Annotated in this window: 27 protein-coding genes and 1 pseudogene; 15 read left to right on the top strand and 13 right to left on the bottom strand. The window is 65.4% G+C overall.

The features are described 5' to 3' along the window. Nucleotide 1 precedes the first annotated feature (1 nt). The 11 genes from ACEQX1_RS01700 to ACEQX1_RS01650 form a co-directional block, all read right to left on the bottom strand. Nucleotides 2-664, bottom strand: a complete 663-nt coding sequence (locus ACEQX1_RS01700) for a hypothetical protein (protein WP_370194273.1) — start codon at nucleotides 662-664, stop codon at nucleotides 2-4. Then, complete coding sequence (locus ACEQX1_RS01695; protein ID WP_370194274.1) at nucleotides 661-1,629, bottom strand: DUF5131 family protein; 969 nt, start codon at nucleotides 1,627-1,629, stop codon at nucleotides 661-663. The genes ACEQX1_RS01700 and ACEQX1_RS01695 overlap by 4 nt, the downstream gene beginning before the upstream one ends. Beyond that, entirely contained in the window at nucleotides 1,622-2,029 is a 408-nt protein-coding gene (locus ACEQX1_RS01690; protein WP_370194275.1) for a hypothetical protein, read from the bottom strand. Before ACEQX1_RS01690 ends, ACEQX1_RS01695 begins: the two co-directional genes overlap by 8 nt. Nucleotides 2,030-2,123: 94 nt before the next feature. Then, a complete protein-coding gene (locus tag ACEQX1_RS01685) occupies nucleotides 2,124-2,690 on the bottom strand; it encodes an exonuclease domain-containing protein (protein ID WP_370194276.1) in 567 nt (188 codons plus the stop codon). Further along, nucleotides 2,687-3,544 carry a hypothetical protein gene (locus ACEQX1_RS01680; protein WP_370194277.1) on the bottom strand — a complete coding sequence of 286 codons (858 nt, stop codon included), beginning with the start codon at nucleotides 3,542-3,544 and terminating at the stop codon, nucleotides 2,687-2,689. The genes ACEQX1_RS01685 and ACEQX1_RS01680 overlap by 4 nt, the downstream gene beginning before the upstream one ends. A gap of 3 nt (nucleotides 3,545-3,547) precedes the next feature. After that, nucleotides 3,548-3,943 (bottom strand): hypothetical protein, encoded by a 396-nt coding sequence (locus ACEQX1_RS01675; RefSeq protein WP_370194278.1) that lies wholly within the window; start codon nucleotides 3,941-3,943, stop codon nucleotides 3,548-3,550. A 109-nt stretch (nucleotides 3,944-4,052) separates the two neighbouring features. Then, nucleotides 4,053-4,511: a hypothetical protein gene (locus ACEQX1_RS01670; protein WP_370194279.1), complete on the bottom strand. Its 459-nt coding sequence runs from the start codon at nucleotides 4,509-4,511 to the stop codon at nucleotides 4,053-4,055. A 3-nt stretch (nucleotides 4,512-4,514) separates the two neighbouring features. Then, nucleotides 4,515-5,753: a recombinase RecT gene (locus ACEQX1_RS01665; RefSeq protein WP_370194280.1), complete on the bottom strand. Its 1,239-nt coding sequence runs from the start codon at nucleotides 5,751-5,753 to the stop codon at nucleotides 4,515-4,517. Then, nucleotides 5,750-6,562, bottom strand: coding sequence for a hypothetical protein (locus tag ACEQX1_RS01660; RefSeq protein ID WP_370194281.1), 813 nt, complete (start codon nucleotides 6,560-6,562; stop codon nucleotides 5,750-5,752). Before ACEQX1_RS01660 ends, ACEQX1_RS01665 begins: the two co-directional genes overlap by 4 nt. A 1-nt stretch (nucleotide 6,563) precedes the next feature. Further along, complete coding sequence (locus ACEQX1_RS01655) at nucleotides 6,564-7,733, bottom strand: hypothetical protein (protein WP_370196449.1); 1,170 nt, start codon at nucleotides 7,731-7,733, stop codon at nucleotides 6,564-6,566. A gap of 442 nt (nucleotides 7,734-8,175) precedes the next feature. Continuing rightward, nucleotides 8,176-8,487 (bottom strand): hypothetical protein, encoded by a 312-nt coding sequence (locus ACEQX1_RS01650; RefSeq protein WP_370193796.1) that lies wholly within the window; start codon nucleotides 8,485-8,487, stop codon nucleotides 8,176-8,178. A gap of 188 nt (nucleotides 8,488-8,675) precedes the next feature. Between ACEQX1_RS01650 and ACEQX1_RS01645 the strand changes: the two genes are divergently transcribed. Then, on the top strand, nucleotides 8,676-9,635 hold the full coding sequence (locus ACEQX1_RS01645) for a hypothetical protein (RefSeq protein WP_370193797.1): 960 nt from the start codon (nucleotides 8,676-8,678) through the stop codon (nucleotides 9,633-9,635). Continuing rightward, nucleotides 9,632-9,952 carry a DUF6074 family protein gene (locus tag ACEQX1_RS01640; protein ID WP_370193798.1) on the top strand — a complete coding sequence of 107 codons (321 nt, stop codon included), beginning with the start codon at nucleotides 9,632-9,634 and terminating at the stop codon, nucleotides 9,950-9,952. Before ACEQX1_RS01645 ends, ACEQX1_RS01640 begins: the two co-directional genes overlap by 4 nt. Before the next feature lie 4 nt (nucleotides 9,953-9,956). Here ACEQX1_RS01640 and ACEQX1_RS01635 read toward each other — a convergent pair whose 3' ends face one another. Further along, nucleotides 9,957-10,583 (bottom strand): LexA family protein, encoded by a 627-nt coding sequence (locus ACEQX1_RS01635; protein ID WP_370193800.1) that lies wholly within the window; start codon nucleotides 10,581-10,583, stop codon nucleotides 9,957-9,959. Nucleotides 10,584-10,815: 232 nt separating this feature from the next. Here ACEQX1_RS01635 and ACEQX1_RS01630 point away from each other — a divergent pair, with 232 nt between their 5' ends. The 12 genes and pseudogenes from ACEQX1_RS01630 to ACEQX1_RS01575 all read left to right on the top strand — a co-directional run bounded on the left by ACEQX1_RS01630 (nucleotide 10,816) and on the right by ACEQX1_RS01575 (nucleotide 17,125). Next, a complete protein-coding gene (locus ACEQX1_RS01630) occupies nucleotides 10,816-11,232 on the top strand; it encodes a hypothetical protein (RefSeq protein WP_370193801.1) in 417 nt (138 codons plus the stop codon). After that, on the top strand, nucleotides 11,232-11,765 hold the full coding sequence (locus ACEQX1_RS01625) for a hypothetical protein (RefSeq protein ID WP_370193802.1): 534 nt from the start codon (nucleotides 11,232-11,234) through the stop codon (nucleotides 11,763-11,765). The genes ACEQX1_RS01630 and ACEQX1_RS01625 overlap by 1 nt, the downstream gene beginning before the upstream one ends. Nucleotides 11,766-11,871: 106 nt before the next feature. Next, nucleotides 11,872-12,588 carry a hypothetical protein gene (locus ACEQX1_RS01620; RefSeq protein ID WP_370193804.1) on the top strand — a complete coding sequence of 239 codons (717 nt, stop codon included), beginning with the start codon at nucleotides 11,872-11,874 and terminating at the stop codon, nucleotides 12,586-12,588. Nucleotides 12,589-12,690: 102 nt separating this feature from the next. Further along, nucleotides 12,691-12,882 carry a hypothetical protein gene (locus ACEQX1_RS01615; RefSeq protein WP_370193806.1) on the top strand — a complete coding sequence of 64 codons (192 nt, stop codon included), beginning with the start codon at nucleotides 12,691-12,693 and terminating at the stop codon, nucleotides 12,880-12,882. Then, nucleotides 12,882-13,190, top strand: a complete 309-nt coding sequence (locus ACEQX1_RS01610; RefSeq protein WP_370193807.1) for a hypothetical protein — start codon at nucleotides 12,882-12,884, stop codon at nucleotides 13,188-13,190. The genes ACEQX1_RS01615 and ACEQX1_RS01610 overlap by 1 nt, the downstream gene beginning before the upstream one ends. Further along, complete coding sequence (locus tag ACEQX1_RS01605) at nucleotides 13,187-13,726, top strand: DNA N-6-adenine-methyltransferase (RefSeq protein ID WP_370196448.1); 540 nt, start codon at nucleotides 13,187-13,189, stop codon at nucleotides 13,724-13,726. The genes ACEQX1_RS01610 and ACEQX1_RS01605 overlap by 4 nt, the downstream gene beginning before the upstream one ends. Next, nucleotides 13,723-14,340, top strand: coding sequence for a hypothetical protein (locus tag ACEQX1_RS01600; RefSeq protein WP_370193809.1), 618 nt, complete (start codon nucleotides 13,723-13,725; stop codon nucleotides 14,338-14,340). The genes ACEQX1_RS01605 and ACEQX1_RS01600 overlap by 4 nt, the downstream gene beginning before the upstream one ends. Beyond that, nucleotides 14,337-15,053, top strand: coding sequence for a sce7726 family protein (locus tag ACEQX1_RS01595; protein ID WP_370196447.1), 717 nt, complete (start codon nucleotides 14,337-14,339; stop codon nucleotides 15,051-15,053). The genes ACEQX1_RS01600 and ACEQX1_RS01595 overlap by 4 nt, the downstream gene beginning before the upstream one ends. Further along, nucleotides 15,050-15,595 carry a hypothetical protein gene (locus ACEQX1_RS01590; protein WP_370193811.1) on the top strand — a complete coding sequence of 182 codons (546 nt, stop codon included), beginning with the start codon at nucleotides 15,050-15,052 and terminating at the stop codon, nucleotides 15,593-15,595. Before ACEQX1_RS01595 ends, ACEQX1_RS01590 begins: the two co-directional genes overlap by 4 nt. 1 nt (nucleotide 15,596) lies before the next feature. Then, nucleotides 15,597-16,079, top strand: coding sequence for a hypothetical protein (locus ACEQX1_RS01585; protein ID WP_370193812.1), 483 nt, complete (start codon nucleotides 15,597-15,599; stop codon nucleotides 16,077-16,079). After that, nucleotides 16,079-16,394 (top strand): annotated as a pseudogene (locus ACEQX1_RS01580) (CHC2 zinc finger domain-containing protein); the annotation flags it as partial. The gene ACEQX1_RS01585 and the pseudogene ACEQX1_RS01580, both read left to right, overlap by 1 nt. After that, nucleotides 16,379-17,125: a toprim domain-containing protein gene (locus ACEQX1_RS01575; RefSeq protein ID WP_370193844.1), complete on the top strand. Its 747-nt coding sequence runs from the start codon at nucleotides 16,379-16,381 to the stop codon at nucleotides 17,123-17,125. The pseudogene ACEQX1_RS01580 and the gene ACEQX1_RS01575, both read left to right, overlap by 16 nt. Nucleotides 17,126-17,452: 327 nt before the next feature. On the opposite strand, the gene ACEQX1_RS01570 is transcribed toward ACEQX1_RS01575, so the two are convergent. Then, a complete protein-coding gene (locus tag ACEQX1_RS01570; protein WP_370193814.1) occupies nucleotides 17,453-17,611 on the bottom strand; it encodes a hypothetical protein in 159 nt (52 codons plus the stop codon). A 165-nt stretch (nucleotides 17,612-17,776) separates the two neighbouring features. Here ACEQX1_RS01570 and ACEQX1_RS01565 point away from each other — a divergent pair, with 165 nt between their 5' ends. Continuing rightward, nucleotides 17,777-17,971, top strand: coding sequence for a hypothetical protein (locus tag ACEQX1_RS01565; protein WP_370193815.1), 195 nt, complete (start codon nucleotides 17,777-17,779; stop codon nucleotides 17,969-17,971). Nucleotides 17,972-18,018: the final 47 nt, after the last annotated feature.

Genomic DNA, 18,018 nt, shown 5'->3' with positions numbered 1-18,018 from the left:
GTCACGCCGCCTGTGCCGGCATAGCGTCGATGTTCGCCCGGTGGACGGTGAACGACACCGCCACCACCCACGGGTTCGCATCCCAGCCGTAGCCGCGCATCTCGTTGAGGCTGTCCCAAAGCGATCGGTAAGCACCGTAAGCCATCAGTGGACAACCGGCGTTCTGGAAATTTCGGTAGAAGTCGCCACTGGTCGTTCGTGTGACGAACTCGATCCCCTCGGCGATGGCGTCGGCCTCGCTGATGGCCTGCAACCGCTGCACACGCACGTCGGTGACGGCCAGCGTCAGGCGCGATGCCCAGCGCGGCATATGCATGCCGGGGCGAAGCCTGCCGAAGGCCCACAGCGGGTTGCGTCTCTCCGGGTCGGCCTCGAAGGTCACCTTCGACGGGTCTTGGGGGAGATTCCGCGGTGCGATGCAATCGTTCGCCTGGAGCGTGCGCCACGCCTCGCGGACGTAGAGCCGATCGCCGATCTCGAAGCGAACCTCGCGCTGGCGCCATTCGGCGTTGCCGGGGTCAAGGACGTAGGCGTCCGACCATCCGTTGCAGAACAGGCTGAACGGGTTATTGCTGGTGCCCAGCACCCTCCGCGTCTGCGTCTTCCGCCCGTCGAGGATGGCTCGCACCATCGGGCCGGAGAATAGGATCGGTCTATCGGTCATGCTGCGGTCCCTCTGATCGCCGGGAAGGCATCGTGCGTCACGCCGTCGATCGTCCGTCCGCTGCGGGCTTTGCCGACGCGCCAGACGGCAGCGTTATCGTCGTCGCCTTCGTTGAAGTGGTAGGCGTGTCCGCTGGGGATCGTCTCGCTTTCGGGGAAGAGCGATCCCGGCGCCCATTCGCCGTTCTGCTTGTGGTGGTAGGCGACGCTGGCCGCTGCGCACTGGTCGCGGATCGAGCGGAACCAGTCCGGGTTCGACGGCCGCGCCTTGTGGCCGCCCTGGTCAGTCTCGCCGCCGGTGATGATCCAATCGAGGCCGTAGATGAGCGGCGGGTCCGTCGGCAGACCCCGGCAGCCGCACTCGTGTCCGCTGCAGCACATCGGCGGACCTTCGGGCCAGACGGCCTCAGGCCATTGCAGGTCGATCGGCCCGAGTAGCGGCTCGCAGGAGAGGAAGGCGAACGCCGGCGACAAGAGGAACTTCGCATCGATCAGCGCCGGCACGTTCTTGTTCGCCCGCTCCTGATCCTCGACCGTCGTTCCGATCGCCGCGTTCGCCGGCAGCCCGCCGCACGCCTCGGCCATCTTCACGATGTTCTGCGGCCGCTTCGTCAGGAGGAGCCAGATGAGGTTCGGCGTTGCGCGGATCAGGTCGAACATGTCGCGGCGCCACTCCTCCGGCACCTGGTTGTCGAAAACGTCCGCCAGCGACGAGCAGAAGACGAACGGCCGCGTGCCGTCCTTCGCCGCGCGCCGATTCCACGACAGCGGCTTGCGGCGGTTCGCCTCAGACGTGAGCGACCGGGTTCCAGCGCCCTTACCTGGAGCACCCCACTGGACCCGCCCATAGCGCTTGTCCATCATCGCCTCGGCATAGCAGCCGTCGCAGGCTGGCGAGACTTTCAGGCACCCGATCCAGTGGTTGTGCGTGAAGTCGCACCACGAGATTTTCGTATTTTCAGCCATTTAGCTTCCTCCTCGCGCGATAGGCGCGCCAGTAAGCGGCATCGCGGCCGCGGTTCTGATTGCTGTCCCAAAGGCGCCTGCAGGTCCGGCACTCTCTCGTGCCGTTGGTCTTGATCCGCGTGTTCGCTGGCGTGAATTCATGGCCACGACAGCAGTGCGTCTGCTTGGCCTTCGCGCTATCGCGCTTCGCGTGGCATTCGGTGCAGACCGGCTCGACGTCGTGGTGGTGCGCGGAGCCGTAGCCGAGGTGGTGATCGTATTCGTGCCGGCGCTGGCCTTCGCTCCAGACGTGCCCGCAGTCGGTGCACGGGAGCGTGTTGGGATGCGGCCGACGTCCGGTGCGGACTTCGACGTTGATCCGCTGCCGCGCCTGAATACGATCCCCATCCCTTGCGGGCATAGGAGCCGGCCCGGGGCAACCGGTCTCAGAGTTCACGCCGAAAGGCATTGCCGTGCCCGGTGGTCGCACCATGAAATTGCGGTCATCTCGCCCATCAGGCTGCCCTCTCTCGTTTGTCGCAGGTTGCGAACCAAATCCGCGCGGCCGCCCGCGCATCGTCGAGCCCGTTGTGGGTCGGCACGTATTCGTCGCCGGTGAGGGCGAGGTGGGCGGCGGGGAGCTTCATCGACTTGCCGCCGTTGGCGACCTGGCCGGCTTCGACCATCGCGCACGACCGGCGCAGGCCAGGGCGGCGCCACTCCGGCGGCGCGGCCTTGATCCGCAGAAGCTCGATGTCGATCACCGCGCTGTCGAACGCCTCGTTGTAGGCGATTACCTCGCCGGCGGACCGGACCATGTCCATGAAGCAGGCGAGGGCGCTCTTCACGCGGATGCCGTAGAGCTCGGCCCGGCGGGGCGTGATCGAGTGGACTTTCCGGGCGTCCTCTGCCGACGTCCAGCCGTCCGGCCGGATCAGGAAGCACATGGATGCTGCCTCGGCGCGCTTGCCGTCGTAGATGACGGCGCCAAGCTGCACCATGCGCGGCTGCGACTGGTCGGAGAGCGGCCGGTCGAATTTCACGAGCCCAGACGTCTCGGTCTTGAAGACGAGGGTGCTCATGCCACTTCCCGCTTCAATGCTTCCCTGGCCGCGGCTTTCGCCTGCCATTCCCGATCGTAGATGATCGCCTTCGGTGCATCCCATTCCGGCTTGATCGGCTCGACGCGCCAGCCATACAGGTGCTTCACCCTGACGAGGGGAATGTGCGCGGCGAAGCGCGACATGATGCGGATGAACAGGTCTTCGCGGAGATAGAGTCCGCCCATTCCCGTGCGCTGGTGCCATGGGCGCTTCGAGTAATATGGTGCCACCGGCTTGCCGACATCGACATAGGCGGTCTCCACGAATCCCTGGGGCGCACCCACATGCCATGGACCTCGCAGGACGAGATCGGACCCATCTTCCATCTTGATCGGTATCTCGGCGCCACCGAAACCCTGCTGCTTTGTCGTGGCGAGAAGGTCAACTTCGACCCATTCTCCGGGCTCGTTGCCATACTCGACGAGATTGCCATCAACGACCATTCGTCCGATCGCTTTCGACCCCGCCTCAGCCCACTCAGGGCCGCTCCGGCGCCAAGTGCGCAGCGATCCGTCCTCCGACCGCCACCGGCGCAACTTCACCATCGAGACGCCGCCGTCATGGGCATACTGCTCGACGCGGCCGTCGCCACTCTCGGCGATGTAGCGGTTCCCCTCGCGGCGGAACCGCTTCTCCGGCCAGTCTCTTGCTTCGCCGATGACCTTCAGCCGGACGTCAGGCGAGTTGCCGTATCCGTCCAGCCAGAAGATCTGCGCACCCTTGCACCATCCGGGCAGGGGCTGCGGACCGGTCGGACGCTCGATGAACGACCACCGGACTTCATGCGGGGCACCGTGCATGGCGGCGGCCATCTGATCGTCGGCGAGATCCATCGCTCAACCCTCCGCTGAGATGTTGTAGGAGTGGCCGCACCGCTCGCACTGGTAGACCGACATCAGCCGATCGTGCCGCGCATCGTAGTGATGGTTGCAGTTCGTCCAGGTGAAGAAGTGGGGCTCGCGGGTGCCGACCTCGATCGCCATGGCCACGCCGCCGCGCTGCTTCGGATCGAAGGTGGCGAACACCTTGCATGCGCGGCCGTCGACCATGCGCAGACCGATCTCCGCCAGCGCCTTGTGCGAGCCGGCGATGTAGGCGGACCAGTAATCGGCCGGGCTCACCGCCTCGGCGTTGGGCAAAGGCCATGCAACGTCAGCGAGGTCGATCACATTCAGGGAGGAAAGGAAGTCGGCTTCGGTACTATGTGATGCTTCAATCAGTTCGAGGATCATGGCTGTTTCCTGTCGGGTTTGGTCGGCGATTTCCGACGACTCCGCATGGTTGCAACGTAAGGAGAGCTTGGCAATTTCGTTGTTTTCTTCAGAATAGAACAGTTCTGTGCTATACGGCGCCCGCTTTCGTAGCCTGTTCGAAGGTCATGCCGGCCATGGCCTCGACACTCTCCCGCAGGTCCAAGTCGCTGATCTCCGGGATGATGTCGGTTGCGAGCTTCGCCATCAGCACGTCGATATATCGGGTCCAGTCGGTTCCATCCCACTCGGCTGTTGATACCGGGATGGCGCGGACATCGCCTTGGCCGTTCAGAACGATCGCCTCGCAGTAGCCGCACCTGATCAGGAGTTGCCGGTGCGCCTGATCTTCGGTCGGCCACATGCCGGTCATCTCGACCAGCCGATGGAGGAGGGATCGATACCAGCCGATGAGCGCCTGGTGGGGCCGTTGCGACGCTGTGACGGTGACGACGCCGCGGACCGGCAGCCGCTCGATCTCGGCTTTGTCCCGTGGTGCCGCGGCGATCAGCGCCTCGCCGCGGCGGTACATGAGGAGTTCGACCGGCATTGATCAGCCAAGCCGCTCGAAGGCTTCGGCGAAGTGGTCGTCGAGGTGCTCGACCTTATCGCTCTCGGAAAGCTGCCCGGCTTCGACGGCCGCCTCGACCTCGGCAAGGCATTCCTCGACCGATTCCGGCGTCTGTGCAGCCTCCAGCCGTTCGAGGATGTCGCTCCGGAACGCCTTCGGGTCGAAGCCGTCGCCGCCGGTGGCGCCGCTATCGGCCACACCGCTCGCTGCATCGCCGCCCTCGTCGGGCAGGCCGCCATCGTCCTTCGCCTTCGCGGCCTCCTCGGCTGCCTTGCATCGGCGCTTGTGCTTCTGGCCGACGGCCTTCAGCGCGAGGAACTGCGCCTCGGTCTCGTGCGCTGGCTGGCCGTTCGCCCAGATGGATTCGACCTCGGCGACGGTGGTGGCCTTCGCCATGACCTTCTCGAAGTCGGCCACGACCTTATCGAACGGATCGGCGTCGATCGTCTGCTCGCGCTTGGCGGAGGATTTCGGCGGAACCGGCGGGCCCGATCCCTCGGCGGGCTTCTTGTCCTCGGGTGGCTTTTCGTCACCACCCTTCGCCTCAGCATCCGCAGGCTTCTCAGCCTCCTTCTGCCCGGTTTCGTCACCGGCCGGTGCGGGGGAATCATCAACCTTTTTCGGCGGCGCCGGCGGTGCGGGTGGCTGATCGTAATCGGGCGAGATGTCCCGAATCTCCTCAGCGATGGCGAGGCCGCGGAGCACATCGGCGAAGGTGTCGCGGAGCACCCATGCACGGGCGCGCATCGCGAGCATGCGGCGGGGATACTGCGCCCACGGTCCAGATTTACCCCAGAGTTGTGCCCGCTTAGCTTCGGCGACCGAGAAGCATTCCTTCCGGACCTCGCCGCTCTTCCGCTTCACCTCGCACCATGCGACCATCTCGTCGCCTTCGCCTTCCGTCCATTCCTTGACGTACTCGCAAAGGCCAGAGCCGCGGACGAGGCCGATCGCGCCGTCACCCCAGATTGAGGGGCGGCCGTTGATGACGGCGATCGACTGCAAGGCCGCCATAGGCGTCAGCCCGATTTCGAGACCGTGGAGCAAAGCCACGGCCACCTGCTCTCGGCTCTTCATGTCTTTCGGCGCCATGCCGGAGGCCGCGATCAGGGCCGACATTTCCCAGACAGCGGCGAACGTGCCTGGAATGATTGCCTTCGCTGCCTGGGCGGCGACGAAGGTGTTAGGCCCGCCGGCGGCAGTGGTCAGTTCGTTGCTCATGACTTCTCCTCTGCGGAGGCCATCTCGCTCTCCATCAGGCGTTGGTTCAGGACGAGGAAGTTGATGCCGTCGGCAAGGCAGCCGAAGAGCGCGCGCTGATCGTGGCGGAGGCGGTCGTGGACGCGCCGACCCACCAAATCGCACAGGGCGAGCACCTGCATGTTCACCGCGCTCTCGTGCGCTTCCATGCGCCCTTCGGCGAGCATCAGGTCAGCACGGTCCTCGCGGTAGCGCTCGACTTGGGCCAGCAGCTTGTCGACGGCGATCAAGCACTCGTGGAAGACCTTCGAGCGGTGCCGATCCTTTGCAACGCCGTCCACGAAAAGCCGCTTGGCGAGATTGTTCGCATCGGCGCGCGAAAGGCCATCGAAGACGTCAATGCGCGTCTGCAGTTGCCGGACCTGCCGCCGTAGCCGCTCGTTCTCCTCGGCGGCGTGCTGCGGGACCGGGGCGATCCACTCGCCGATCAGGCGGACCGAATCGCTGTCAGCAGGCTCACCGTCGGGCAGCCACGACCCCATGCCGCCGGCATAGAAGACGCTCTCAGTCTCGACCATAGGGCCATGCACGTAGCCGTCTTCGTCCAGGTATATTTTGCCGGACTCCAGGCTTAGCTTTTGCGCCACGAAGCGATAGGCAATGATGTCTGTGCCATCGCCCCAATGGGCCCAACTGAAGTTGCCGGCCGGCATCGTTGCGACGTGGCGAAGCTCGCCGCGGTATTTCACTTCGACAATAACGTCATCGCCGACGGGGGCGGACTTTCCGCCGGCCCAAGCAACCCAGCCTTCATGCTGCGGGAGGACCATCTCAGCGAACCTCCTCGACTTCCTCGACACGGGCGCCGGGAACCTCGACACCCGCCTGTATCTGGCGGAAGGCGATCTTCCTCAGCACCTCGGCGAGGTCCGGCACCGGCTGCTTTCCGTCGGCGAGCAGGTGGGTGGCGATCGCCAGATAGTCGTCGACCACGACGACCTTGCGCTTCACCAGCCCGGTCGAGCGGCGGTTGCCGACGTGCGCTTTGCGGGACGGCGCGGGCTCGGCAGCCGGCGGCGGCGTGTCGTCGAGCGTCTTCTCGGCGTTGGCCTCTGCCTCTTTCCGCCGGCGCTCATCTTCCTTGCGGCGGCGCTCGTTCTCCTCCTCCTGGAGCTTCTTCAGGAAGGGAGCGAGGGCGCGCTTTGCCCGGCGCTTCTCATCGTCGGCGATATTCAGCACCGGCTTGAACAGCCCGTCGACGGCACGGCCAGCTTCGAGGTGCGGCCGCTTGCGGGTGTCGCGCAGCGTGTCGGCGCGCTTCCACAGTTCGCCCAGCTTGTCGCCGATGTCGGAAACCTTGTCGGCCTCCGCCTTCACCATCGGGTCGCCGTCCTTCAGCAGCTTGTCGAGCTCGCGTTTCCACGTCTCGATCTCCTCGCGGATGTCCTCGAACTCCTGGTCAACGCCATCGGCGCCGGCGGAGTTGTCGCCGATCACTGCGCGGGGATTCGGCTCCTCGGCGGTCGATTTACCGGCCGCCTCAGATGCCTGATGTTCCTCGGCTTTCTTCGCCTTCGGCTTGGATCCCCGGCCGGGCAGACCGACGCCGGCAGGGGCTGCCTCCTTCTCGTCGGCAGGCTTGGCTTTCACCTTCGTGGCAGACGACTGCTTCTCGCCGTTGATCTCGACGACGACCTCGTCCGGCCATTCGCCGTCGGTGACCTTGGCGGTGTACGCCTCATGGGAAACCGGACGCCGGCAGCACCAGGTCCACTGGCTGCGGCCGAACTCTTCGGAGACGGCCTTGCCGCTGATGTGGCACTGAAGGGCACCGTCGACATACCAGAAGGCGACCGGCTCGTTCTTTCCCTTGGTGCGGAAGAAGCCGGTGAAGGGCTCGGCGTCGTGGACCGGCAGCGTGCCATTCTTCACCTTGGCGGGGTCGGCAAGAGCCTCCTGCCACCATGTCCAGTCGGAAGGCTCATAGGTCGTCGCGCTCATCGGGCGCTCCTGATATTCGAGGGGGAAAAGGGAGGGATCAGCGCTTCTTCGCGAAGTGCCGCACCGACTTGCGGGAGCCGACCTGCGAGAGCCGTGCTACGGGGAAGCGGTGCGCGTGCCAGAAGTCGTCGAAGAAGGAACCGCGCTGTCCGTCGGTGCGCGTCCGCCGCGCCTTGCGGCCTGCCTTCTGCCCTGACCTGCTGCCGGGTCTCGCGTGATCCGTCTGGGGCGGCGCGACTGCGGTTCGATGCGAGCCGTTCCTTCTCCTTCTGGACACGGTTCTTTCGTTTCGCCCGCTGGTCGGCGGTTTCGCCGCCTCCGGTACGGAATGGGCCAAAGGCGTCCTGAAACACCTCCAGCAAGGCTGCTGCTGCAAATCCGCGCATGAAAGCGCTCCTGTCGTAATCGGGAAAAGAATGGCGGCCGCAGCCGCCGGGCTGCGTCAGTTCGCGAAGTGCTTGTTGAGGGCTTCGGCGACGATCTCGGCGTCGGCCAGCGTCTCGCAGATGGCGAAGACAGCCGCGTCGCCGGTCATCACATCGAGAGCGGTGTGAGCCTCTGAAACGACGCACCACGTCGTCTCTTCCTCTTCCATCTCGACGATGTCGCCGGTTTCAGCGTCCATTTCGCCGCAGAGGCCAGCGACGCCCATGGCGCGGTAGCGATTGGCCGGGCCGCGGTTGGCGACGTTCTCGGCGACCGCCTCGTCGATGCTCTTGATCGTGACGTGAGGTTCTTCGGCTGGTGCGCTCATCGGTGCGTCCTGCATTCTTGTGGGAACGAGAGCAGGATTAGTCGCTTTTATCCGACTTGGCAATGCACGGTGTCGGTTTTTTACGACTAATGATGCCGGCAGCCAGCGAAAGAACGGATCATCGTGATTGACGATGTTGGATTCGAGGTGGATAACGGTCGCTTCACTCGAACGCTCTGGAGCGAAAAATGCACGCGATGGCAAAAGAAAACCCCGGCGCCGCTGAGGACGGCAACCGGGGCGATGGAAATGCGACCTTCCACGATGGAAAGTACCCCGGCGGCAAGCGGAAAAGCAAGACTATCGTCCGCGCAAAAGCGCATCTTCTCGAATGGCCGTCCGACGCAAAGGGTATGCGAGACATGCGTGAGTTCTGGGGAGAGATCGCTTCCGGCATCTGTTCCAAGGATCTGCAGGGCGCGCGGCTGATCCCCTCGATCCAGAACAGAACGAACATCAGGGACAAGGTCTCGTGGATCAGCAGCGAACAGTTGGCGGCGCGAGCCAGGTGCAGTCTCTGGAGTGTGGGGCAGGGGCTCCGCGTGCTCGAAGCGCATGGTCTCATCATCACCAGGACCATCACGATCCAGACGAACGGCAAGATCACCGGCCAGCGACGCGAGATCCGGCTGGCAATGCCGGAAGGCGAGCCGCGGACGCTTGAAGCGATGAGGAAGTTTCTGGACGGGGGCACCGAGAGTGGCACCGTGCAACACTCGGCGAACGACGATTGCCCCACCGAGAGTGGCACGGTGCCACGCACCGAGAGTGGCACCGTGCAAATTACCGATAGTGGCAGGGTGCCATCCCTTTACCCTGAAAAGATTCACCCTGAATATTCCACCCTGAAAAAGAGCGCTGACGCGCCTTCCGATGATCTCTTCGAGAGAGAAGTCTTCAACGGCTGTGGATCATTCGAATCCTACGAGCGAGACGCAGAAGCTCTCGGCTCGTGGATGCAGAGCCTCAAACGCGGCGCGTCCTGCAATGCCCGCCCCTGCTACGACAATGTTCACGGCACAGGGAGCTTCGCTCGCCTTCCAGAGGGGGAGCGCGCCCGGCTGAAGGGCCTGGCGCTGGCGGCGATCACGGCCCGGTTTGCCGACGCGCTGAAGGCGGTCGACCTGACGGAAGGAGTGGCGGCATGATGTACGACAACAATCCGCGGCCGATCGAGGCGCCGGGCGAGCGCCTATGCCATGTCATCCCGTTCCCGTCGGTGATGCGGGTGCACAAGGTCTGCTACACGGCGCAGAGGCTCGCAGGGCCGGGCACCGAGAAGCAGAAGGCCCGGTGGCGCGAACAGATATTTTCGGGGATCGAGAACCAGTTCCTCGCCGTCGGCGTGTCGCCGGAGAACGCCGCCGAGGAGCGCCGGCTGTTCGAGGCAGCGGTCGAGCACGAGATGAACCGGATCGGCGCGGGCTGTTCGCTCCTGAGCGAAGACAGCGATGGAGTGGCGTGACGCCTCAGAGGTCGATCCGCCGCCTGTGCTTGCGGATGATGTCCTCGACGATTGCGATGATGGCGATGGTCTCGCCATTGTCCATCTCGTCATCCGGCATGATGCGGAAGCTCTTGTGCGCCTTGTTCGACGAGATCGGCCGAAGCTCCTGCATCCCGTCCGGGTGGCGATAGAACCGCTTGACCGTCCATTCGCGCAGATGCCCGCCGTCGCGCGCGCGCTCAACCACGACGTCATCGCCGTCACGCAGCTCGAACGGATAGTCATGGACGTCCCAGCAGACGATTCGATCGTTCTCCAGGATGCCGGCGAGGTTCATGGAGTCGCCGCGGACCTCGTAGACCATCTTGCGCGCGTTCGGGAAATTCGGGTCGACGTCGATCGTGATGAACTCCGACGGCTCGTAGAGCTCGTCGACCTCGAGCCATGCGCCGGCCTGGGTCACGCCGGTCAACGGTATCTGCACGGATCCTTTCCGCGGCATCGCTGTCGAGGACTGAGCCGGTGAAGGGCGTGGCGCGCCGCCCAGGCGGCGAGGCTCATCCTGCTCGCCGTAGAGATACTCGATATCGCAGTCGAGCAGGTCGGCCAGCAGGCGGATGGATCCGGCACGCGGCTCGGCGCCGGCCATGACGCTGTAGAGCCAGGTCCGGTTCATGCCGATCGCTTCCGATGCGGTTTTCTTGTTGTAGCCGGCGACCTTCAGTCGGTTCGCCAACCGCTCAGTGTCGAGTTTCATATCGTCTCCTATCGCTCCACCTCCTAAGGACTCGCTATCAACAGATTTTCCACATGGGTGTCGATACAGAAAAAAACGACACTAGCCGCTTGCCAATGTCGGATAAAACCGACATAAAGCGGATATGAGCAACACCCCGACACTGACGTTGCGATACAGCAACACCTTCCTGATCGGCCTCGTGACCGCGCTCCAGTCTGAAACGGGCTGGTCGGACACCGCGATATCCCGCGATGCGTCACAGCCCGGTGGCGGGAAGGGCGGCAACCCCGATCTCGTCAGGTCGATCCGGTTGTGGGACGGCGCGCGCAAGGCGCCGACCCTCCGCACGACATTGATGCTCGAGGACCACGCCAGGACCAACCTCGGCGAGGAGGCATATCAGCGGATCACGGTCTCGCTGATGTCGGACATGCTGGCGCCGTCCATCATGACGCTGGCGGCCGTATCCGGCGACGACCCTCGCGCCATCCTCGACGAGTTCTACGAAAAGACGCTTCGCGCCATCGCGCTGGCGGAGCCCGAGACGGAGGCGGCCTGATGGCGTTCGAACTGGCGAAGATCGAACTGAAGGCGCCGAGCGTCGGCACCGGCATCAAGGCCGGCCTGAAGAAGATGCGCAGCGCCTCGGCGAAGCTGTCGCTCACCTTCACGCCCGCGGCGATCACAGAACTCGGCTGGTCCGCAGGCGACAAGATCGTCGTCCAGATCGGCAGCGGCGAGCATCACGGCATCATCCGGCTTCAGAAGAACAACTCCAAGGGCCAGGCCGAACTCGCGGCGAAGGAAGCCGGGAAGGGCGGGGTCTATTATTCGCTGCCCCTCGGCCACCAGCCGCTGTTCGTCGATCGCGGCGAGACCGGCAGGTGGTGCCAGTGGGAGAAGCTGGAGAGCGGCGAGATCGAGGTAGTGCTGCCGCGCTGGGCCGATGAGACCGCCCGCAAGGCTGTTCAGCGGGCCGATCCGCCGCAGACCCGTCCGGCCGCGCAACCGACGCCGGCACCGGCCCGCAGCGTCACGTCCAGCCTGATGGGCGACCCGCCGCCCGGTCGCAGCGCCCTCTCGCAGAGATAGCCAACGCCCGGCCGCATCCCCCTCGCGGCCGGGAACAGGAGGCGACGTCCGATCCCCCTCGCGTCGCCTCCGCCCAGATCACACGAACCGATAAGGACCGAGCCCGATGGCTGGACGAGTTCTCGAAAGCAATGACAACGGCGGCCCGACCAAGGAGGTCTTCGACCGCATCCTGAACGAGCACATCATGCTCGAAAAAGAGGAAGGCCGCATTCGTGCGAAGCGCAAGACGCTGAACAAGAAGGCCGACGACGACGGCATCGACATGGCGCAACTCAAGGCCGAGCTGAGGAAGGCCAGCGAAGATCCGAACGAGGTGATCCGCCGCCACAACATCGGCGTCCAGTACGCGCGATGGCTGAACGCGCGGTTCGGCGATCAACTTCCTCTCATCGACGAGCTGCCCGACGCCTCCAAGATGTCGGACAACGAGCGGACCGTGAAGTGGCGCAACGACGGATGGCTGGCCGGGCGCACCGACAAGAATCGCGATACCTGCCCGCATCAGCCGGAAAGCCCGGGCTTCAATGCCTGGATGGAAGGCTACGAGGAAGCCCAGCAGAAGAACCTCTCCGGCATCAAGGGGCCCGACGTTCGCCCGGTGACGGAAGCCGCGAAGGATGACGCGCCGAAGCTCGACATCCCGAAGGGTGGCAAGAGTGGCCGCCGCGGCCGCCCGCCGAAGAGCAAGCCCGCCGAGGATGCGAAGCCGGAAGAGGCCGCCCCGCCGGCGCCTCCCGCCCCGCCGAAGAGCAAGGGCTCGCCTCCGCCACTCGACGACGACGCGGATTGGGAGAACGCGGACCCGAACAAGGCCGCCTGATCAGGGAAGTCCCGGGCGCCACGCCGTCCCGGGTGACTTTCGGCTCCGGTTCAACAGGAACCGGGCACCCCATTCACCACCAGCGCCACATCGGAGCCAGCCATGATCGTGATCGTATGGGCATGCCTCACTGCGACGCCGGACCGGTGCCAGGAGCATCGCGCCGCCGAACTGCCCGACCGCGCCGCGTGCGTGACGCAGATGGTGCCTGCCGGTTTCTCGTGGGCGCTGTCGCATCCGGAGTGGACCTTCAAGCGCGTCGAGTGCCGGCCCGCCGACGAGGTCGCCGTCTGATGGCCTACTCGCGCACCAGCAGCTTCAGCGGCGGCCGCGGCCTCTCATCCGCGCCTCGCCTCGGCGGTGGTGTGGGAACTGACCTGCCGCCGAAGGTGCCGCAGACACCGCGCGACATCAGCCGCGCCCGCGACCAGGAGCGCCGCGCCGAGTTCGCATGGAAGGCCTATGACGGGCTGAAGGCATCGACGAACCGGCTTCTGCGCGAGGCATATCTCGCCGGACACCGCGACGGCCGCGCCGGCAGGCCTGAGAACCCTCCGACTGTCGACACGCTCCGCAAGGGGCGGGGAAGGGTGCATCGATGACTGCCGAGATTGCGAAACGCGCCGGTATGGGCAGCCATCACTCCGCGCGCGCCGTGAAAGACGAGTGGCTGACGCCGCGCTTCATCCTTGACGCGCTCGGCCCGTTCGACCTCGACCCGTGCGCGCCGATCGAGCGGCCGTGGGAAATGGCCGCAGAGCACTTCACCATCGCCGATGACGGGCTCCTGCGCGACTGGCACGGCTTCGTCTGGTGCAATCCGCCATACGGCAGCAGCACGGGCGTCTGGCTCCGCAAGCTGCACGCCCACGGCAACGGCATCGCCCTGATCTTCGCCCGGACCGAGACTGCCGATTTCGTCGACGGGGTCTGGGCCCGTGCCGACGCTGCCATGTTCCTCCACGGCCGCCTATTCTTCCACCACGTCGATGGCAGCCGCGCCAAATCCAACAGCGGGGCACCCAGCGTGCTGGTCGCCTATGGGGCAGAGGCGGTCGACCGGATGGGGCAAAGCGGTCTCGCAGGCACCTTGATCAAGGGATGGCCGCGGCCTTCGACCGCAGGAGCGCTGCTATGAGCGAGACCCTCGGCAAGCGCGAGAAGAAGGCGCACGTCTTCGATCGGGACGAGCACGATTGGTACGCCGAACAGGAATGGGTGTGGCGCCGGCTGTTCGAGGTCGAGACCTTCTCCGGCTCGATCTACGATCCTTCCTGCGGCCGCGGCAACGTCGTGCGATCGGCTCGAGAGGCCGGCCACGAGGCGAGCGGGTCGGACATCGCGTTGCCGTCGGCGCGCGGCAATCCGGAGGCCTATCCGGTCGAGGATTTCATGGCCACGCCTCGGGATATTCGGCTCTCGTCAATCTGCTCGAACCCGCCGTTCAACCTCCTCGACCCGCGTGACGGCTCGCCGAGTTACCTGCGCAAGGCGCTCGACGTCACCACGCACAAGGTCGTCCTGCTGGTGCCGACCGTATGGCTCAACGCGCGCTCCTGGCTGCGCGAGACGCCGCTGTACCGGGTCTGGCTTCTGACGCCGCGCCCATCCATGCCGCCCGGCCGCCTGGTCATGGAGGGCATGAAGCCGGGCAGCGGGACGAAGGACTTCTCACTTGCTGTCTGGCTGCACGGGTACGACGGCGATGCGAAGATAAGTTGGCTCCACCGGGATGAAGGGAGCGTGTCGTGACGCTCCTGCAAGGATCAGAGCCGTGGGCGATGACGGCCGAAGATGCGTCGCTCCGCGGCGGCAGGTCGAGCATGGGCGTCGCCGCCAAGAGTGAACTGCTGCTGCGCCAGTCGCTTGAAGACGAGTGCCGGGCGCGATGGCCTGGCGCCCGCATCGTGCATGAGCTCGTCATGGGCGCCGGCCGCGTGCGCGCCGATGTCGCGGCGATCGACGAGGCCCACATGGCCGCCTTCGAGATCAAGGGCAGCTACGACAACACGCTGCGCCTTCTCCACCAGGTCGGCATGTTCGCCCTCTGCGTGCCAGAGGTCTGGATGGTCGTCGCGAGCAACCACGCCGACGACGCCGAACTGATCTCCTACCTCCTGCCGGACGTCGGCATCATGGTGTGCGAGGGGATCGGCAAGCATGAATGGCAGGCCGCGAAAGGCCCGGTCGGTCTGTCCGTGAGGAAGGAAGCGACGGTCTGCGAGCCCGTTCCTCGCATGGCGCTGGAGATGCTCTGGCGCGAAGAACTCGCCGCCATCTGCGCTCAGACGCGGGTCATGTCCGCGACGTCGCAGGCCACCCGGCCGAAGATGATTTCGGCCCTGACATCTTCGCTCGGCAGCGACGAAATCTGCCAGCACATCTGCGCCGAACTGCGCGGTCGTGAAGCCAAGTGGCGCGCCGACCCAGCGACCGGTCGGATCCACGGATGGAGTGATCGATGACCAACATCCTCGCCCTCGACCCCTCCATTCAAATGGGGTTCGCGCACGGCCGCCACGACGGCACGCCGATGTACGGCACGCACCGGCTGCCGAAGGGCAAGTTCTCCCGCCAGGCACTCGCTCTCGAGGAGATGCTGCTCGACCTGATCAAGGCCAACGGCATCGAGAAGGTCTACGCCGAGAAGCCGATCCTACCGAGGGTCACGTCGTTCGATGCCATGATCGCGATGGCCGGCAAGGCGGCCGTGATCGGCATGACCTGCGCGCGCATCGGCATCGACATGGTCTACGTCGATATGTCGACATGGCGCAGCGAGTTCGGCGTCCCGACGCGAGCTCCGACCCGCGTGCCCAAGCCGGAGCGCCGGAAGTGGGTGAAGGCCGCAACGATCGCCCGGTGCGAGGCGCTCGGCTATGCGCCGCAGGATGACAATGCCGCAGACGCCCTGGGCATATGGCATTCGCGCGCCGCAGCGATCCGGGCGCGGGAGGCGGCACCGACGCTGTTCGAGACCGACCTCACTGCCGGGATGGAGGTCTGACGTGTCAGAAGCCGACGGCCACCGCCCTGTGCTCGACACGATCCGCGCGCTCCTCCTCTTCAAGGATTACACAACGATCAGCGAGATCGCGTCCACCTCCGGCCTGAAGCGTCGACACGTCCTCGATGTCATCAATCGGAACGGCCCGATGGTTTTCCGCCTCAGGGGCAACGGCCACATCACGCGGGTGGACACCACATCCCCTCTTCGGGAGCAACTCTGGGAGAGCGGCGAGTTCTACCGGCCAGGGACATACGGCGCATGGTCGGTCGAGGGCAACTGCCTCGAATTCGAGGGGCACGAGGATCTTCGCAGCGATCTCGCACGCAGCCGCACCATCGGGGGGCTGGGCGATAGCTGGCCGATCGACATCGTGGAGGACACACCCGAGAACAGGGCGGCGCTGGAAGGCGCGGGGCTGCGCCCGTGGGGCGAAGCCGTGATCGATGACCGGCTGTGGAAAGAGGGCCCGCAGCAAGTCTGATGGCGAAGTTTGACCAGCACCTCCTCGACGACATCCGGGACCGGCTGCCTATCTCAGAGGTGGTCGGTTCTCGCGTGACGTGGGACCGGAAGAAGACCAATTCGTCGCGCGGCGATTATTGGGCCTGCTGCCCGGCACATGGCGAGAAGAGCCCGTCGTTCCACTGCGAGGACCAGAAGGGCCGATACCACTGCTTCGGCTGCGGCATATCGGGTGACATCTTCGGATTCCTGATGGAGGTCGACGGCCTTAGCTTTCCCCGCGCGGTCGAGGCGTGCGCGCAGATGGCCGGCATCCCCATGCCCGGCGCCCGTGAGGAAACGGCCGCCGAGAAGGAGAAGCGCCGCCGCCGCTCCGCCGAGTTGGAGCGCAAGAAGCAGGCGGATATCGCTCGCGCCGCCCGTGAGAGCGAGGGAAAACTCGCCACCGCCGCCGGCATTTGGAAGTCCACGCTGCCGCTGGCCGGCTCGCTGGCAGAGGTCTACCTGCGCTCGCGCGGTCTCACGATCGGCGACGAGCCGAACCTCCGCTTCCACCCATCGCTGCCGTATCCGAATGCCGGCAAGCATCCTGCGCTGGTCGCCCGGGTGCAGCGGGCCGACGGCGCCGGGTGCGGCGTCTGGCGGATATTCCTCGCACCTGACGGCCGCGGCAAAGCCGACGTCGAGAATGCCAAGCTCGGGCTGGGCAACGTCCGCGGCGGCGCCGTGCGGCTCGGCGGCGAAGGCGCCACCATCGGGATCGCCGAGGGCGTCGAGACCGCGATGGCCGCCCGCGAGATGGATCGCCGCCACCCGATATGGGCCGGCCTCTCGACGTCGGGGATGCAGAGCTTCGATCCGCCGGCCTTCGTAAGGCGCGTCCTGGTCTATCCCGACGGCGATTCCCCGCGATGGAAGGACGGCGAGGTGAAGGGCGCGCCTGGCCTGCACGCCGCCACAACCCTTCGCTTTCGCCTGGTCGATGATGGATTTCCCTGCGCGATCGTCGAGCCTCCGGTCGGAGGCGACTATCTCGACATCCTGAAAGCGACGAAGGGTTATTGACCGGCGTCGGGTTCATCCGACATAGTCCGCGGCGGGTACAGTGCTGCGGCCGAGGCCCTGAGATAGATTCCCGCAGCCGTAGTGGCAGAGTTGAATTTCGGGTTCATGGATGCCTTGGGGATGCGAAACGGGTCAGTAGGCAGAGGTCGCCGGTTCGAATCCGGTCACTGCGAGAGCAGTCGTAGCTCAGTCGGATAGAGCGCTGCCGAATACCCGCCCCAGAGTTTCGCCCCGCGGGGCAAGGGCAAGCCTCTCAACGATTAGGGAGCGGGTTCGCCAGCTTCTGCGGCATCAAGGCTTCGTCCCTTGCCCGCCCCCGTCGTTCCATCACAGGAAGTCGTTCGTCTCGTCCGCCTCATAGGTCGGCGACAGGAACCGGATCCACGCGGCGCAGGCGAAGCAGATCGCTCCGAACACCGCCGATCCGTAGATCATCGCGGGCCCAATCACATCCGCCCGCAGCACTGCAACACTCTCATTTTCCATGGGTACAGCCTCCTTCCATCGCGTTTCGATGGCCGGATGCTATCCGACAAAATCCTAACAATCCATCAATATGTCGGATAAAAGCGACAAAAGGTATTGCGAATCCATCATGCGTGGGGCAGAAAGGGGTGTCTCGAAAACCACACCGAACCATCGGAGTGCCCCATGCGCTTTCCGCATCCCGCCGACGACACGGCAATCTCCCCCTTCATCCCCATCGGAGTGTCCGCAACCCTCATCGCGATGCGGCTGAAGGACGACCTCGACAACGCCGCCCAGGCCGCGATCGAGGGGCCGGCGCCGGCCGATGACGGCGGGCTCCTCGACGCCGTCGCCTCCCTTGAAGCCCGGGGGGCCTGATCGATGGACGCACCCGCCCAGACGATATGCCCGTGCTGCGGAGGGGA

The organism is Aurantimonas sp. (genome assembly GCF_964217435.1).
GTDB lineage: Bacteria > Pseudomonadota > Alphaproteobacteria > Rhizobiales > Rhizobiaceae > Aurantimonas > Aurantimonas coralicida.
Note: the sequence above shows the minus strand (reverse complement) of the source record. Positions and strands in the feature narration are given on the sequence as shown.

Bases quoted from the DNA above. Each gene is read 5' to 3' on its own strand.
- ACEQX1_RS01700 (WP_370194273.1), bottom strand. From the start codon at position 664: ATGACCGATAGACCGATCCTATTCTCCGGCCCGATGGTGCGAGCCATC.
- ACEQX1_RS01695 (WP_370194274.1), bottom strand. From the start codon at position 1,629: ATGGCTGAAAATACGAAAATCTCGTGGTGCGACTTCACGCACAACCAC.
- ACEQX1_RS01690 (WP_370194275.1), bottom strand. From the start codon at position 2,029: ATGCCCGCAAGGGATGGGGATCGTATTCAGGCGCGGCAGCGGATCAAC.
- ACEQX1_RS01685 (WP_370194276.1), bottom strand. From the start codon at position 2,690: ATGAGCACCCTCGTCTTCAAGACCGAGACGTCTGGGCTCGTGAAATTC.
- ACEQX1_RS01680 (WP_370194277.1), bottom strand. From the start codon at position 3,544: ATGGATCTCGCCGACGATCAGATGGCCGCCGCCATGCACGGTGCCCCG.
- ACEQX1_RS01675 (WP_370194278.1), bottom strand. From the start codon at position 3,943: ATGATCCTCGAACTGATTGAAGCATCACATAGTACCGAAGCCGACTTC.
- ACEQX1_RS01670 (WP_370194279.1), bottom strand. From the start codon at position 4,511: ATGCCGGTCGAACTCCTCATGTACCGCCGCGGCGAGGCGCTGATCGCC.
- ACEQX1_RS01665 (WP_370194280.1), bottom strand. From the start codon at position 5,753: ATGAGCAACGAACTGACCACTGCCGCCGGCGGGCCTAACACCTTCGTC.
- ACEQX1_RS01660 (WP_370194281.1), bottom strand. From the start codon at position 6,562: ATGGTCCTCCCGCAGCATGAAGGCTGGGTTGCTTGGGCCGGCGGAAAG.
- ACEQX1_RS01655 (WP_370196449.1), bottom strand. From the start codon at position 7,733: ATGAGCGCGACGACCTATGAGCCTTCCGACTGGACATGGTGGCAGGAG.
- ACEQX1_RS01650 (WP_370193796.1), bottom strand. From the start codon at position 8,487: ATGAGCGCACCAGCCGAAGAACCTCACGTCACGATCAAGAGCATCGAC.
- ACEQX1_RS01645 (WP_370193797.1), top strand. From the start codon at position 8,676: ATGCACGCGATGGCAAAAGAAAACCCCGGCGCCGCTGAGGACGGCAAC.
- ACEQX1_RS01640 (WP_370193798.1), top strand. From the start codon at position 9,632: ATGATGTACGACAACAATCCGCGGCCGATCGAGGCGCCGGGCGAGCGC.
- ACEQX1_RS01635 (WP_370193800.1), bottom strand. From the start codon at position 10,583: ATGGCCGGCGCCGAGCCGCGTGCCGGATCCATCCGCCTGCTGGCCGAC.
- ACEQX1_RS01630 (WP_370193801.1), top strand. From the start codon at position 10,816: ATGAGCAACACCCCGACACTGACGTTGCGATACAGCAACACCTTCCTG.
- ACEQX1_RS01625 (WP_370193802.1), top strand. From the start codon at position 11,232: ATGGCGTTCGAACTGGCGAAGATCGAACTGAAGGCGCCGAGCGTCGGC.
- ACEQX1_RS01620 (WP_370193804.1), top strand. From the start codon at position 11,872: ATGGCTGGACGAGTTCTCGAAAGCAATGACAACGGCGGCCCGACCAAG.
- ACEQX1_RS01615 (WP_370193806.1), top strand. From the start codon at position 12,691: ATGATCGTGATCGTATGGGCATGCCTCACTGCGACGCCGGACCGGTGC.
- ACEQX1_RS01610 (WP_370193807.1), top strand. From the start codon at position 12,882: ATGGCCTACTCGCGCACCAGCAGCTTCAGCGGCGGCCGCGGCCTCTCA.
- ACEQX1_RS01605 (WP_370196448.1), top strand. From the start codon at position 13,187: ATGACTGCCGAGATTGCGAAACGCGCCGGTATGGGCAGCCATCACTCC.
- ACEQX1_RS01600 (WP_370193809.1), top strand. From the start codon at position 13,723: ATGAGCGAGACCCTCGGCAAGCGCGAGAAGAAGGCGCACGTCTTCGAT.
- ACEQX1_RS01590 (WP_370193811.1), top strand. From the start codon at position 15,050: ATGACCAACATCCTCGCCCTCGACCCCTCCATTCAAATGGGGTTCGCG.
- ACEQX1_RS01575 (WP_370193844.1), top strand. From the start codon at position 16,379: ATGCCCGGCGCCCGTGAGGAAACGGCCGCCGAGAAGGAGAAGCGCCGC.
- ACEQX1_RS01570 (WP_370193814.1), bottom strand. From the start codon at position 17,611: ATGGAAAATGAGAGTGTTGCAGTGCTGCGGGCGGATGTGATTGGGCCC.
- ACEQX1_RS01565 (WP_370193815.1), top strand. From the start codon at position 17,777: ATGCGCTTTCCGCATCCCGCCGACGACACGGCAATCTCCCCCTTCATC.